Source organism: Bacteriovorax sp. BSW11_IV (assembly GCF_000447755.1).
Taxonomy (GTDB): domain Bacteria; phylum Bdellovibrionota; class Bacteriovoracia; order Bacteriovoracales; family Bacteriovoracaceae; genus BSW11-IV.
In genome coordinates this window covers 205,815-218,854 of the sequence record NZ_AUNE01000045.1, presented here as the reverse complement: position 1 = coordinate 218,854, position 13,040 = coordinate 205,815, and the positions used below count along the sequence as shown (strand labels likewise).

The 13,040-nt window shown below is 38.3% G+C and carries 14 protein-coding genes; 7 read left to right on the top strand and 7 right to left on the bottom strand.

Annotated features, from left to right (window positions below):
- Positions 1 to 14: 14 nt before the first annotated feature.
- The 4 genes from M899_RS17895 to M899_RS12930 form a co-directional block, all read right to left on the bottom strand.
- Positions 15 to 1,178: an HD-GYP domain-containing protein gene (locus M899_RS17895; RefSeq protein WP_021271752.1), complete on the bottom strand. Its 1,164-nt coding sequence runs from the start codon at positions 1,176 to 1,178 to the stop codon at positions 15 to 17.
- 156 nt (positions 1,179 to 1,334) lie between these two features.
- Entirely contained in the window at positions 1,335 to 2,180 is an 846-nt protein-coding gene (locus M899_RS12940; protein WP_021271921.1) for a hypothetical protein, read from the bottom strand.
- Positions 2,181 to 2,255: 75 nt separating this feature from the next.
- Entirely contained in the window at positions 2,256 to 2,732 is a 477-nt protein-coding gene (locus M899_RS12935) for a single-stranded DNA-binding protein (RefSeq protein ID WP_021271918.1), read from the bottom strand.
- A gap of 195 nt (positions 2,733 to 2,927) precedes the next feature.
- The gene (locus tag M899_RS12930) at positions 2,928 to 3,320 is read right to left on the bottom strand and encodes a hypothetical protein (RefSeq protein ID WP_021271746.1); all 393 of its coding nucleotides are present in this window, start codon (positions 3,318 to 3,320) and stop codon (positions 2,928 to 2,930) included.
- Positions 3,321 to 3,655: 335 nt separating this feature from the next.
- On the opposite strand from M899_RS12930, the gene M899_RS12925 reads away from it, so the two are divergent.
- The 7 genes from M899_RS12925 to M899_RS17890 all read left to right on the top strand — a co-directional run bounded on the left by M899_RS12925 (position 3,656) and on the right by M899_RS17890 (position 11,337).
- On the top strand, positions 3,656 to 6,307 hold the full coding sequence (locus tag M899_RS12925) for a TadE/TadG family type IV pilus assembly protein (protein ID WP_021271905.1): 2,652 nt from the start codon (positions 3,656 to 3,658) through the stop codon (positions 6,305 to 6,307).
- Positions 6,308 to 6,415: 108 nt separating this feature from the next.
- Entirely contained in the window at positions 6,416 to 7,342 is a 927-nt protein-coding gene (locus M899_RS18240) for a hypothetical protein (protein ID WP_021271779.1), read from the top strand.
- A gap of 65 nt (positions 7,343 to 7,407) precedes the next feature.
- Positions 7,408 to 7,665, top strand: a complete 258-nt coding sequence (locus M899_RS12915) for a glutaredoxin family protein (protein ID WP_021271734.1) — start codon at positions 7,408 to 7,410, stop codon at positions 7,663 to 7,665.
- A gap of 20 nt (positions 7,666 to 7,685) precedes the next feature.
- On the top strand, positions 7,686 to 8,999 hold the full coding sequence (locus M899_RS12910) for an HD domain-containing protein (RefSeq protein ID WP_021271872.1): 1,314 nt from the start codon (positions 7,686 to 7,688) through the stop codon (positions 8,997 to 8,999).
- Between the two features lie 88 nt (positions 9,000 to 9,087).
- Complete coding sequence (locus tag M899_RS12905) at positions 9,088 to 9,828, top strand: hypothetical protein (RefSeq protein ID WP_021271780.1); 741 nt, start codon at positions 9,088 to 9,090, stop codon at positions 9,826 to 9,828.
- The gene (locus M899_RS12900) at positions 9,821 to 10,726 is read left to right on the top strand and encodes a DUF350 domain-containing protein (RefSeq protein ID WP_021271917.1); all 906 of its coding nucleotides are present in this window, start codon (positions 9,821 to 9,823) and stop codon (positions 10,724 to 10,726) included. The genes M899_RS12905 and M899_RS12900 overlap by 8 nt, the downstream gene beginning before the upstream one ends.
- Before the next feature lie 101 nt (positions 10,727 to 10,827).
- Positions 10,828 to 11,337, top strand: coding sequence for a rhodanese-like domain-containing protein (locus M899_RS17890; protein ID WP_021271742.1), 510 nt, complete (start codon positions 10,828 to 10,830; stop codon positions 11,335 to 11,337).
- Here the strand turns inward: M899_RS17890 and M899_RS12890 are convergent.
- The 3 genes from M899_RS12890 to M899_RS12880 all read right to left on the bottom strand — a co-directional run bounded on the left by M899_RS12890 (position 11,334) and on the right by M899_RS12880 (position 13,026).
- Positions 11,334 to 11,819 carry a MarR family winged helix-turn-helix transcriptional regulator gene (locus M899_RS12890; protein WP_021271847.1) on the bottom strand — a complete coding sequence of 162 codons (486 nt, stop codon included), beginning with the start codon at positions 11,817 to 11,819 and terminating at the stop codon, positions 11,334 to 11,336. The genes M899_RS17890 and M899_RS12890 overlap by 4 nt on opposite strands.
- Positions 11,820 to 11,877: 58 nt before the next feature.
- Complete coding sequence (locus M899_RS12885) at positions 11,878 to 12,114, bottom strand: hypothetical protein (protein WP_021271769.1); 237 nt, start codon at positions 12,112 to 12,114, stop codon at positions 11,878 to 11,880.
- Between the two features lie 72 nt (positions 12,115 to 12,186).
- On the bottom strand, positions 12,187 to 13,026 hold the full coding sequence (locus M899_RS12880) for a hypothetical protein (RefSeq protein WP_021271850.1): 840 nt from the start codon (positions 13,024 to 13,026) through the stop codon (positions 12,187 to 12,189).
- Positions 13,027 to 13,040: the final 14 nt, after the last annotated feature.

The following is a 13,040-nucleotide window of genomic DNA, read 5'->3' as shown; positions in this document are numbered from 1 at the left end:
ATTGGGAGGTTTTTTTATGCCACTTTTTTCTTATCTGTTTTTACTTTTCCGTAGTTTTCTTCTTTCTTGAAGAGTTCGTGATCCATTTTCTTCACTCTTACTGTCTCAAGAGGAAGTACCTTGTGAGGCATACATGGATCAAAGCTATCAGGTAGTTCTTTATTGGACTTCCCTTTAAGAACAACGTTGTTCACGTTAGATTTGAATATCTCAAAAAGTTTTGGATCGATCTTTCTACCGACAGATCTTTCCATAATTGAAAGAGCATCTTCAACAGTAAGCGCTTCATGGTAAGAACGCTTTGTTGTAATAGCATCAAAAAAATCTGCAATTGCACAAATACGCGCCATCAAGTGAATATCGTCACCTTTAACCTTGTTTGGATAACCAGTACCATTGTAATTTTCATGGTGCTCATATACGACACGTTTAATTACATCAAAGTTAATTCCAGGCATTTGCACATGACCTGATTCAATCAACTCTTTACCAAAGCCAGGGTGTTTTTTAATCGTATTGAACTCTTCATCAGAAAGTCCATCCGCACTATTTAGAATCTGTGTTGGAATTTGAATTTTACCAAGATCATGTAAAAGTCCACCAAGACCGGCCATGACAAGATCTTCTTTTGTGGCCTTTGGATTTAGGGCCTTAAATAGTGAAATACAATACATCGATACGTTAATTGAGTGGTCGTATGTATAGAAGTCATGAAAGCTAAGATCAGCAATCATCTTTTGAACTTCACCAATATCGTAATCCTGAATAACATCAACCATACTTTCAACAGAATCTCTACAACCGCTAATGACATCATTAAGAATTTCAGTTGAAAACACTTTTTCAGTATCAAAAAGTTTATTCAAATAAACGATGGCAGAATCTTTAATGACCTCTGCTTTTTTAAAATCAGGTAGACCTTTAACATCAATGAGTGATCTTAAGTATGAATCTCTTTGTTCCTCAAGAACATAGAGTTGATGATATTTTTGCTGGAAGCTTTTTAATTCTTCCAAGTAAAGTGGGTTTCCTTGAGCATGAATGCGAACAAAACGCTCTCTATCTTTCAATGTCGATGAATTAACATACAATTCATAGGGCAACTCTTTTCCAAGTACCACAAGATCAAAAGATACTGAAAAAAAGCTCATTCTGTCTGTCTTAGTTTGTTCGTTCATAGTTTATTCCTTAGGAGACCATCTCTCATCTTATCGGATTTTTTGAATGATTTCCTAAATATAAAATGACGTTATAACAGACTGAAATTAGATGAGAATGGACAGAGCATTCTGCCCATATTTTTGGCCTAGAAGCAAACAACTATTTGAAATTTCCTATTGTCTTTCGAGACCTAAAGTTTTTCCGATTTGCTTACCGACTTTGTCATAAATAAGACCTTTTAAATAGTCTCCATTGTTAACATATTCCAACTCAGCAAAAATATCTGGACTGATTTCCACAATAAAAGAATTTGAACTGCTATCAACTGAACGAAAGGCCCTATTGTCACCACGACTTGTACTATTAGAAACTTCTTTGTCACCTTCATATAATAAAATATTGGCCTCACCATCTATTTGCTTATCAGCATTTTTTCTAAATGTTGATTTCACAACCATAAAATAATTCTTTCCCTTCATTGTGATCTGACCAGAAAACTCTCCAAAAAGACTTTTCATAAGAAGACGATCATTTGAAGTCATATAAGTACTCTTTTGCAATCGCTCTAAAACTTCAGACTCTTTGGTCTTCTTATTATTCTCTTCTTTTTTATCATTCTTATCATTGGCAGCACGAACGTCTTCAAAACGTTTTTCAAAATTTGAAATCTCACTTTGCTTTTCTTTCAAAAGAGATTCACTTTCTTTAATTTTTTGCTCAAGACCAGCCACATAACTTTCGCGCTCTTGCTGAATCTGCTTAACGATCCCCTGCTCTCTTAGGCCAATACTTGCTAGAAACATGATCATCATTTTTCCATACAACTCTTCGGCCTTAAGGTATTTTTCTCTTTCATTTTTTAATGTGAGGTATTCTTCAAAATCAATTTGCGGTTTTTCTTGGACTTTAGAAATTGGGGCGGACTCGTTTACCGGAACTTTCACAGCATCTTCGGTGAAATAAAACTTACCAGCAATAATACCAAAAACAAAAGATACGACGATCACAATATTTTTCATCTGAACTCCAGATATGATAAAGGGAGCAAAAATGCTCCCTTTAATTGTGACTTCTAAATGATGATCTGTTAATGACTAAAACGGAATGTCATCAGCAGTGAAGCTAGAATCTGTTGAGATATCATAATCTTGATTCATAGCTGTTTCTTGTGATCTAAATGATGGCTCTTGGTTCATGCTATTGTCTCTTTGACCGTAAGAAGCATTTGAACCAGCTCCTGCACCAGCTTGACCACCTAAGAATTGAACGCTTTTTGCGTTAATTTCTGTCATATATCTTTTTTGACCGTCTTGTTCCCAGCTTCTTGTTTGAAGAGCACCTTCAACAAATGCTTGTCTACCTTTAGCTAGGTATTGGTTACAAAGTTCACCTAGTTTTCCCCAAACAACAACTCTGTGCCATTCAGTTTTTTCTTGTTTTTGACCAGACTTGTCTGTCCATGATTCACTTGTAGCAAGTGTGAATGAACAAACAGCTGCACCAGCTGGTGTGTACTTAAGTTCAGGATCTTGTCCTAGACGACCAATTAAAATTACCTTGTTTACGCTCATGCGATTCCTCCAAAACATAATGGGAACAACTTTAGAATCCCAGTATGACTTACATTAATAATGTGACATCGAAGATAGTACGAAGATCATCGATTTAGAAGTCATATTTTAGAGGTGCAATAAGATGATAGAAAGACCTAGTGCTAAAGACTTGATTTTAAAATCCAAAAGACTATATGCGTGATAAATATTTTTTTAGCCTTGGGCGTTATTTTCGTGAGGGGCCTTGCTCTGCCAAAAGTCAGTCACAATTTTATGCGCCTTCTTCACATCCTTCTTATACCATGAAGCATCGAAGCCACAATGAGGGCATGGAATTTCTTTTCTAAAATTCATTCGTACTCCCGCTTCAAAAGCGGCCCACACAAAAAAGAAAATGAAAAAAGATTTAAATCCCATAAGCGGCCAAAAGCAGGCCATGAGAAAAGCTGTCGTTAAAACACATTGAAAATAATTTTTAACAGACATACGTGGTGTTGAAGTGAACGCTCTTTTAGTGCGACAAAGAGGGCAGTAAAATTCCATACTCGGATTCTTATATTTAAAAACGCGATTTTCTAACGGATTGTGAACTTGCCTGATTTTCATACTAAATACGTCCTCCTCATCTAATCATTGTACCAATTCCTCAAACCCCTTTATAGCGGGTAAAAAAGGCGCTCTGAGCACCCCGCGATGCTCAGAGTAAGAAACATCCGAGTGGATGTGGTTCAAAGAAAAGTGATACTTGTGAAGGGGTTGCCTGCTAAGCCAACGTTCCACGTCCATGGGCGCAGACCTCTCCATGGTCCTGACCTTCGTAGTTACAAAATTCAGGCCATTTTGACGCACGCGCTTTGAAATATAATTCCAAAGATTTAGTGGACAAAAATTGACGCTCCACTGTGGCTCCAGTAGCATTAAGACACTAAGGAATGATTCCAATGGATGATAGAGTTTTTAGAAATTCTCACAATTCACTCGTAAAAACGAAAAGCGCTTTCACAAAAGATGAGCGTGGACAGTTGAGTATTTTCCTCGGAATTGTTCTGATCGTTCTTATGACAATGCTCGCCTTTGTCATCAATGTCGGGCTTTTTGTTAAGGCCAAAATCAATCTTCAAAATGCCGTCGATGCCGCCGCCTGGTCAGGGGCCGCCACTCAAGCACGCCAGCTTACGAATATTGGTTACCTGAATTGGGAACTTCGCAATACTTATAAAGAATGGATGTTCAAGTATTACGTCATTGGTCAGCGCGGAAATATTAAGACTCATGCTAGCGCCATCACAGGTGATCGTATCAACTTTCGCCTCTCGACAATTGCAGGGGCCACAAACTACGATCCATTCAATGCCCCGAGTATTTGTTTGCACTTTGGTAGCTCGAGAAATATTTGTGGGATTTATGCTATCCCGGGTCTTCCTCGCTTTGAATCTGTTGGGCTTCCCGATGTAAGTGAGTATTTTGAATCCGCCATCAATCAATTTGTAACTCTTAAAGCAAAGGCCTGTTCGGCGCGCTCTGATATGAATTTTGCGGCCGCCATGATTTGGGCCTTTGGAACAAAAAAAGAAATTTTCTCTGATGCTCCAATGCTTGCGGCGCAAAGACCGGGAGCATGGCCACAGGCCATTGAACTGGGGCTTCGCGTGCGAAACCTTGAAGATATCGTCAACAGAGCACCTGTTGCTCAACCGATTTGTCTAGATAATGCTGGAGTTCCCTGTACACCAGTATCTGATCTTCAAGCTGAGTATCCAAACGGTTATCCAAAAAATGAAAGACCTATTAAGGCCTTCATGAGTGCTTTTAGAAATTTATCTGGAGGCTCCACTAAAGATTCAAGTGCAGGAGATAATGGTGATGAATTTGCGAGTTCATTTACTTTAACAGAACTTGCCCCTGCCCCTTATATTCCAAGCCCCGCAACACTTAGTGGAGTTCTTCTTCCAGGTGGAGCACAAGTAGAAAAATACTATCTCGATCTTCTGGCCATGCCTGTTAATCTTGCAACTTTCTTTCACACATTTGTTTCCAACGAAAGTGATAGTGAAACTGTTGGAGATCTTGGAAATGTCGATATTCAAGCAACTTGTGGTGTATCAAAAACGGCACTTCCAGTTCCTGGCTACCTCACTGGTTTTGTAAAAAACCCAGAGGTTCTCACTTACTATGCAGTAAAAGGTGAGGCCAATTACATTGGTCTGTTCTACCCATTTGGCGACAGAGAAAAAGGGATCACTCTTAAGGCCTATGCAGCGGCAAAACCATTTGGTGGAAAAATTGGGCCAATGCTTTTCGCTCCAGATCCAGGAAAACAAAGCGTTCGCCCTCGTATGCCAGATGGTCCACAGGCGCGCTCAAATAATTATGTCTCAGGCCTAAATACAACAGGACTAACTTTCAAACCTGGTATGCCGATTCCACTAGGGAATATGACAACAAACCCGTTTTGGGTTGAAAATCAATTTCAAGATATTGGCGGGGCCCCTCTTGCTGGAAATGTCGCTCTGTTTAGTATTCCCAATCTCGTTTACGATCTAAGACCTGGTGACTCAGCTCCAATGGACCCTAAATCAATCGAGACTCTTTTGTATGCAAATAATGTTCTTCAGGCCAATAATAGTACAGAAACTCTGGGACTCTATAACGCCAATCAGTTCAGATATTTCTTAGAAAATCTCCCTGCAAGCTCTACCGGATCAGTAGTTCTAGATGCGAATAATATTAATGAAGCTCTAGAAAATGTACGCCAACCGACTCGTTATGAAGCTGCAAATTATATGATCCCTCACTTTGCCGTTGACGCTCAGGCCGATAGTGCAAAAATGGCGAGTATTCCTTCAGTTGAAAAGCTCCAAGATACTCCTTATGGAAATATCTACTACCACCTCTTTGCTCCTCTATATGGACCAGAGACTTTGTACGATACACCTTCTGCCATCACACAGACGATTGTGGATTATATCAATTACAGCCAAACGGCCGTGGATAATTTTTTAAGCTCTCTTGAACAAGTGGCCACGGCCATGAAAACAAATATCAATACTTCAGGACAAGGAAACTCTGACCGCTACCTCGACGCGGCCAACACTGTCCACACAGGAAATCTACAAAACGAAATCAACAACTGTACATTGCCTAAGCCAAAACTTAGTATCGCAGCAAAATATTTCCAATTCTTCAAAGGCTCGGGAACCAAGTGTAATATTGAGCCCCTTCCAGATGCTATTGTTCGCTTTTTCAACGACGAGGCCTCTGCCAATCAAGACTATCCAAACTTCTATCTTTCGACGTTTAAGACGCCTACTGATTATGATCCTGCTCAATTTTCAACAGGTTACATTCCTGGACCAAGACAATTGAGTGACACAGCTTCAGGCGAAGTCCCAAGAAGAAACTTCTATTCAACAAAGCTCATCGGTATGGGAAGTATTGATGGCTCAAAAACTTCCTTAGGCCAGCAGACCATTTATTCAGAGGCACGCTCTACTGGACTATCGTTTGACTCAGTCCAAGAATACAGCTCACCCAACCTCGTAAACCTCCTTGCACCAGGGCAACTTTCAGAGTTTGGCGATTTAAAATTCTAGTGCAAAATAGGACATAAAAATTCTTGATTATCGTTAATTTTTAACGCTATACTGGCGATAAATTGTGATGGATTCTACCAACTTTCAATTCATAACAAGGAATATATTGTGGCGAAAAAAGTAACGAAAAAAGCTCCTGCTAAAAAAGCAGCGAAAAAACCTACTGCAGCGAAAAAAGTTGCTGTAAAAAAAGCACCTGCTAAGAAAGCTTCGGTTAAAAAAGCACCTGCTAAAAAAGCAACTGTGAAAAAAGCTGTAAAAAAAGCTCCAGCGAAAAAAGTCGCTGCAAAGAAAGTTGCAACTAAAAAAGCACCTGCAAAAAAAGCCGTAGCTAAAAAAACAACGGCGAAGAAAGCTGTAAAAAAAGTTGCAAAGAAAACAACTGCAAAAAAAGCTGTCGCTAAAAAAGCTCCTGCTAAAAAGACAACAAAAGTAGCAACGAAAAAAGTGGCCGCTAAAAAAGCACCTGCCAAGAAAGTTGAAAAGAAAGCTCCTGCAAAAAAAGTTGTAGCAAAGAAAACTCCTGCTAAAAAAGCAGTAGAGAAAAAAGTTGTAGCGAAAAAGGCCCCTGCAAAAAAAGCTGAGCCGAAAAAAACTGCAGCTAAAAAATCAGAAACAACTGCTAAAAAATCAAAGAAAGACTCTAAACTTTCTCGTGAAGAAGCAATTGCTAAATACAAAAAAGAAAATGAAATTCAACTTGATCCATCTTTGAAAGCAGCTTTAAAAGAATATGAAAAAGAAGAAAAGCTAGATGAGCCAACTGAAGTTGTTGCTGTAGAAGAAGAAACAGTTGCTGTTGCTGGTGAAGCTGAAGCTGATTTTGATGAAGACGAAGAAGCTGAAACTGGCCTTGAAGAAGAATTCAATCCTGATGATGAATTTGAAGACCAAGGTGCTGGTGACTACAACTACGGTTGGGGTTATAACGATGCCTTCGACAAGCCTGATGATGAAGATGAAAAAGATCTTCTTGATGAGGACGAACTCTATGCCATGGGCCTAGATGACGAAGAAGACGACGACAACTATTAAACAAAATCAAATTAAAGCAAACTAACGGCTCCACTACTGGAGCCGTTTTTATAAGGACTTCCTAAATGGCGACGCCAAAATTAGAGCTTTTTTATTACGAAACTTGCCCATACTGCCAAATTGTTCTACAAGTTATCGACCAGCTGTCGATAAAGGTTGATTACAAGGACATTTTTGCAGATAGAGAGAATCTCAACAGACTTGTTGCAGATACAGGAAGAAGAACAGTTCCTTGCCTGTATATTGATAACAAACCTATGCATGAATCTGCAGACATTGCTCGATGGTTAAAAGCAAACGTTAATAATTTAGAAAAAAAATAAGCGCGACTTAGGGGAAAGCAATGGAAGTTAGAGATCCAGTACACGGCTCAATTCACATCTTAGATGAAGAAGTGCCAATTATCAGGGCAGAGTTTTTTCAACGTCTAAGAAATATTAAACAGCTTGGATTTTCTGAATATGTTTTTCCAGGAGCAACTCACACTCGTTTTATCCACTCGATTGGAGTTATGCACGTTGGTTCAACTGCATTTGATAAACTCTTTCGCGATAGACTTCATAATAAAGAAATTATTCGTTTAAAAGAAACCTTCAAGCTTGCTTGTCTACTTCACGATATTGGTCACGCTCCCCTGTCTCACTCTACTGAGATGGTGATGCCTTCAATTAGTGAACTTAAAATTCCTCACCAATTTTTAACGGCAGAAGAAATTAAGAGCAATCGCCAAGCAACTCACGAAGACTATACAATTAAAGCAATTGTAGACAGTTCGTTTACAGAGAGTTTTAAATTAGTTGAAAAGAAATTTGGTCTTGAAAGTAAATATGTTGCTGACCTCGTTCTTGGATTCACCAACGATCCAGCATACTTCACAGTAGAGGGTGTTAATTACTTCGGTATGCTTCACCAACTTGTTTCAAGTGAGCTAGACTGTGATCGCATGGACTATTTATTAAGAGACAGTTACTTCTGTGGAGTAAGTTACGGTTCATACGACCTTGATTGGATGCTCGACAATCTTCAACCTGCAATTATTGATGGTGAAGCCTGTTTAGGTATTTCAGAAAGGGCCGTTATTACTTTTGATGACTTTTTATTAAGCCGATACCACATGTTCGTTATGGTTTATTTCCACTACCGTGCGGTATGCTTAGAACAACTTCTTTCGAATTATTTCCAAACTTCGAATGAATATAAAATTCCTGCCAATATCGAAGATTATATTGAACATGATGATCATTACCTTATGAAGGTTTTGCGTATGAGTAAAAACAAGTACGCCAATGCTATTGTTAAAAATCAAATTCCTGAAAAGATTTACGAATCTTTCAATGGTAATCAACTTTCTAAGCTTGAAAAAATTCAAGATTATATCGAGTCAATTGGTGTTGAGTATATTCGCTCTTCATCAACAGGAAGACTTTCTAAGTACTATACGGCTGATACGTCTAGTAACAACAAGCGCAAATATACGATGAAAGTTGTCAGAACTCTCCATGAAGGTCGCAAGAAAGAGTATTTTGATATTAATCAGGCCACTGATTTATTCTCAAAATTCAGTAATGCTCATGCCATCAACAGACTTCACCTGAACTACACTGAGCTTTCTGACGCTCAGAAGAAAGAAATAAGTAATCTGATCAACAATTTATAGAAGTTGGGCCAAGGATTTTTCCTTGGCTTGTTTCTTCGCACTCAATGGGAGATAATGCCTTTAATTACAAAGAAATGCGTTATTTTTTATGAATAAAATTTCATTATACGTTCTCTTGATCCTGATCTTTCTGGGACTCTCAAAAAGTTTCTCACCATCAGAGCAAAGGACGCCTTATCTTGCCAATGAACAAGTTTACTCCGATTTTTTCTTCGGGGCCCCGCTCTCTATTATTCTTGTGGATTCATTTAAGACAGGCTTTCTGATTAAGACCTATTTTCATCGCTATAAAATTGTTCACGGTTTTAAGATCCCAGAAGAAATCGTTGTCAGAACATCAAAGAAGTTTTGGGATAAGAACCTTCCAAACAAGGGACTTTCTCTTTTTAGAAGAAAGGAAGTTCTTTTTGAAGAGCCTGGAAAAAAAGAAGCAAAACAAAAATATGTTAGCGAACTTGAGCAAGGTCACGAAGAAAGTACTGTTCCAATGCCTCCAGGGATTCTCTATGTTGGCGATCACGCTTATGGAAGATGGCGTCTCATAGATTCGGGTGAAAAAGTTTGGACTTTTCATAGGGCCTACCGCCACTTTCCAAAAATTTTCAAATGGGGTGGTTTTAGACCGACTCAAGATTTTCAAAAAACAGCTGAAGTTTATACGACTCAAGACAGACCTTTTTACGGTCTAAACAATGAGTTTGGAACAAATGGTGAAATTACTAAAGAAGAGTTCAAGGACACTTTGAACACTGATGAGCAGAAAATAGAATTTATTAAGCATATATTAAGCCTTTTCTCAATTCCCCCATGGGAGAATAAAAATGAATGAACTCTTTGATAAACTAATCCTGAGATTTGTTTTCACGCTTTTTCTTTGTGGTGCTATTTTTCTCTATAAATATGCCCACACTTTTCTCTACCCGACAGCGAGAAACCAACTGTTCAGAAGATTTTTCCCATCGAAAAACTCATGCGATACGCTTCACTTATTTTCTAGAATCATAGGTATTGGGATCATTTTCTCAGAGTTCTACTTCAATATGAGTGATGGTATCTACCTTGCTCTGCTCGATTTTTCTGTAGATGCTTTGATTGCATCAACGTTATTTCTAGGATCAATTTATATTATAGAAAGTATCGTTCTTTATAATTTTGAATATAATGACGAGATCACAAAGAGAAAGAACTTTGCCTACGCCCTTGTGTGCTTTGCTCACTCATTAGGAATGGCCTATATCGTAAAGACTGTAATTGCCGTATCACAAACAAGTCTTGTTATGGTCTTCTTTCTTTGGCTTTTTGCAATTGTGCTTATTGGTTTTGCGACAAAGTCATATTCTCTTATATCAAAGCTTTCCTTTAACCGCCTTATGGTTCAAAAAAATCTGGCCGTTGGGGCCTCTTATCTGGGCTTCATCTGGGGTTGGTCATTAATTATCGCCTCTTCTTTGCAACACGAATTGAATGATATTAAGTGGTACAGTATTCAGGTGATTTTAAAGATTCTTCTTTCACTGATTATTATCCCATTTTTCAAAAAGGGATTGGTCTTTATCTTCAATTTCCAAGACGATTTACTAGAAAAGAACAGCGAAGGTAAACTTGTAAATTCTCAGGCCGAGCTTGGCTACGGAGTTTATGAAGGTGCGATCTTTTTTACTTCATGCTTTTTAACTACTGTAATCACAGGGAATATCCATTTCGGAACTTTCTATCCAGTGTTTTAAAACAATCCCGAGCAATTCGCTCGGGGTATCTTTTACCCTCTGAATTTCATCTCACTAAATTGTTATAATTTCCATGTGTGGACCCTTTGCGAGGAATATATATGGATCTTCGAATTTTTCAAATGCTTGAATTTATCAACACAAGACTAACAAATATTGAAAAGAATATTTCTCGTATTGATGAAAAGCTAGACTTTTCGATTGCTCTTCAAAGAAATCACCTTATTCGTGTGAAAAATGGGGACCCAATTGATGACAATATGATTCTCATGGGAAGACCATATAACGACCTCACTCCACAAGACGCTTTCAATATTTTTTCAAATCCAGATATGGACTTCCTCATCCTAGATGTAAGTGCAGCAGACTATAAGAGTGAAAATGATCTTCCGGGTGCTGTGCGCATTCCTCTTGAACAACTCGATTATCGATATGCAGAAATTCAAAATAAGACAACACCAATCATGGTTATTTCAGAACGCGGCTTAAGATCAATTAAAGCATGTGAACTTCTAATCAAAAGAGGTTACTTCAACGTGAATAATATTTCAGGGGGCCATGAATACTGGCCAGGAAAAAAAGAAGAGCTTCCTCTAATCAAGGAAGCTTAGAAATCTAGGGCCAAATTCAATTGAACTCTCGATTGTAGAGTCTCTTGTTTTTGGCCATTAATTTTGTCGTTAAAATTTGAAAGCAGATGTTCTACCCTATCAAGCTCGACTTCACCGACTAGCTCAACATAAGTTCTTTCTACTTCACTGATACATTCAAAAAGATTGAATTTAAACTTTTCACCGTACTCAGTTAAAAAGATATTTTGTTCTCTCTTATCAAGAGCATTATTTTTTCTTAGGATGTAGCCACGTTTTTCAAGTTCATTTAAGTGACTTGTCATCGTTTGCTTTTTTAACCCACAGGCCAAACCAATTTCTTTAATGCTTGGACCATCATTTTCGCAGATAAAAAGTAGAATTTCTAAAAAGCTAGGACGAAGGTCTGTGAAACCCTTTAATTGAAGAAGACGTAAAAGCTCACCGTTATATGTACGGTGTAGTTTTTTTAAGAGACTTCCGATTTGAGATACCTTACTCATACTTTGAACTTCCTGTTGGTTTAGTATGGTTATGGTACTTTTATATCAAGTTTTCGTATTAAACGTCAACATTTTGCAGCGCCTGAGACAATTCTTCTGGAAAAACAGTTGGCGCAACCCCGTTATAGACAGGCATTTGAGTTTCTTCAAAGTAAAGACCCTTTGACCACAAATCCTCTTTTAGCTTCTCAAAGGCCTTATTTGTTTTAGCAGAACTCTCTCCTGCATAAGAGTGAGAAATGCTAAAAAATGAGATGGCCGTCAAAATAAAGAGCAATTTTTGTTTTAAAGTCATTACATAAGCCCCTGAAAATACGTTTAAACATTCGTTTGTATAGCTTATTTAGGGCAAGATTAATGCCAAAAGTTAACGCTCACTACATTCTTTGATTTTTTCATCTAGGCCATGAATATCCATGGCCGAGAGCTGACCTAGAGGTGCAAAAGAATAGAAATCTTCACAGCGCGATAGGTTGTAGCACTTGGTATAAAACATAGAGGTACGAGCAAATGAAAAAGAATTGCCAGAGTAATCGTATCTGTAGCGCTGCCATTTTCCAAATCCAAGAGTTCGAAGTTGTATAAGTGAACAGTTCTCAAGCCCCTTTTGCTCACATTCATTTAGGGCCGCGACCTTGGCATCACCAATACTCTTAGACCAATCTCCCTTACCTTCTTTGGTATGGGCGAGAACTTTAGATTTATAATCACTAATAAGACAAAATGGCGTGTGTCCTTCGGCCACATCAAAGATGCCTTTGTTGTTGTAGCGAGGTAGTAAGCTGTATAGAGTTGCGGCCATATCGATATTATCGATACCGTTAATCTCTAAGAGAATTGAAATAATCCCACTGCGAATATCTCTACCTTTTGCAATGGCCTCTTGCCACTTATCGATATCAAGAAGAATGAAACCATCGCCAATGGCACTATAGGTTCTTTGATAAGTGTAGAGATCTTTGTAGGCAATGACTTTTTGGGCCTGAAGAGTCTCTTTTAAAATTTGTGTTACTGCCTCAATTTCTGATTTTAGAAGATCACTTCGTCCAGCTGAATCTAAGTGAATAAGCATTTGAGCGGCAGTTTCTTTGAAAAAATTTTCAACGTAATATTTTCCGGCCAATGGTCCAGGTCCAGCGTGAGATTTCGCAATCAATAGGCACAATAAAGGCCCAAGAAAGAAGAATTTTTTAATTCGCTCAACCATCAGATTATCCCGAT

Excerpts from the sequence above, each read along its gene's own strand:
- M899_RS12940 (WP_021271921.1), bottom strand. The coding sequence starts at position 2,180 with ATGAAAAATATTGTGATCGTCGTATCTTTTGTTTTTGGTATTATTGCT.
- M899_RS12885 (WP_021271769.1), bottom strand. The coding sequence starts at position 12,114 with ATGACTTTAAAACAAAAATTGCTCTTTATTTTGACGGCCATCTCATTT.
- M899_RS12910 (WP_021271872.1), top strand. The coding sequence starts at position 7,686 with ATGGAAGTTAGAGATCCAGTACACGGCTCAATTCACATCTTAGATGAA.
- M899_RS12890 (WP_021271847.1), bottom strand. The coding sequence starts at position 11,819 with ATGAGTAAGGTATCTCAAATCGGAAGTCTCTTAAAAAAACTACACCGT.
- M899_RS17890 (WP_021271742.1), top strand. The coding sequence starts at position 10,828 with ATGGATCTTCGAATTTTTCAAATGCTTGAATTTATCAACACAAGACTA.
- M899_RS17895 (WP_021271752.1), bottom strand. The coding sequence starts at position 1,178 with ATGAACGAACAAACTAAGACAGACAGAATGAGCTTTTTTTCAGTATCT.
- M899_RS12935 (WP_021271918.1), bottom strand. The coding sequence starts at position 2,732 with ATGAGCGTAAACAAGGTAATTTTAATTGGTCGTCTAGGACAAGATCCT.
- M899_RS12900 (WP_021271917.1), top strand. The coding sequence starts at position 9,821 with ATGAATGAACTCTTTGATAAACTAATCCTGAGATTTGTTTTCACGCTT.
- M899_RS12930 (WP_021271746.1), bottom strand. The coding sequence starts at position 3,320 with ATGAAAATCAGGCAAGTTCACAATCCGTTAGAAAATCGCGTTTTTAAA.
- M899_RS12880 (WP_021271850.1), bottom strand. The coding sequence starts at position 13,026 with ATGGTTGAGCGAATTAAAAAATTCTTCTTTCTTGGGCCTTTATTGTGC.
- M899_RS12925 (WP_021271905.1), top strand. The coding sequence starts at position 3,656 with ATGGATGATAGAGTTTTTAGAAATTCTCACAATTCACTCGTAAAAACG.
- M899_RS12915 (WP_021271734.1), top strand. The coding sequence starts at position 7,408 with ATGGCGACGCCAAAATTAGAGCTTTTTTATTACGAAACTTGCCCATAC.
- M899_RS12905 (WP_021271780.1), top strand. The coding sequence starts at position 9,088 with ATGAATAAAATTTCATTATACGTTCTCTTGATCCTGATCTTTCTGGGA.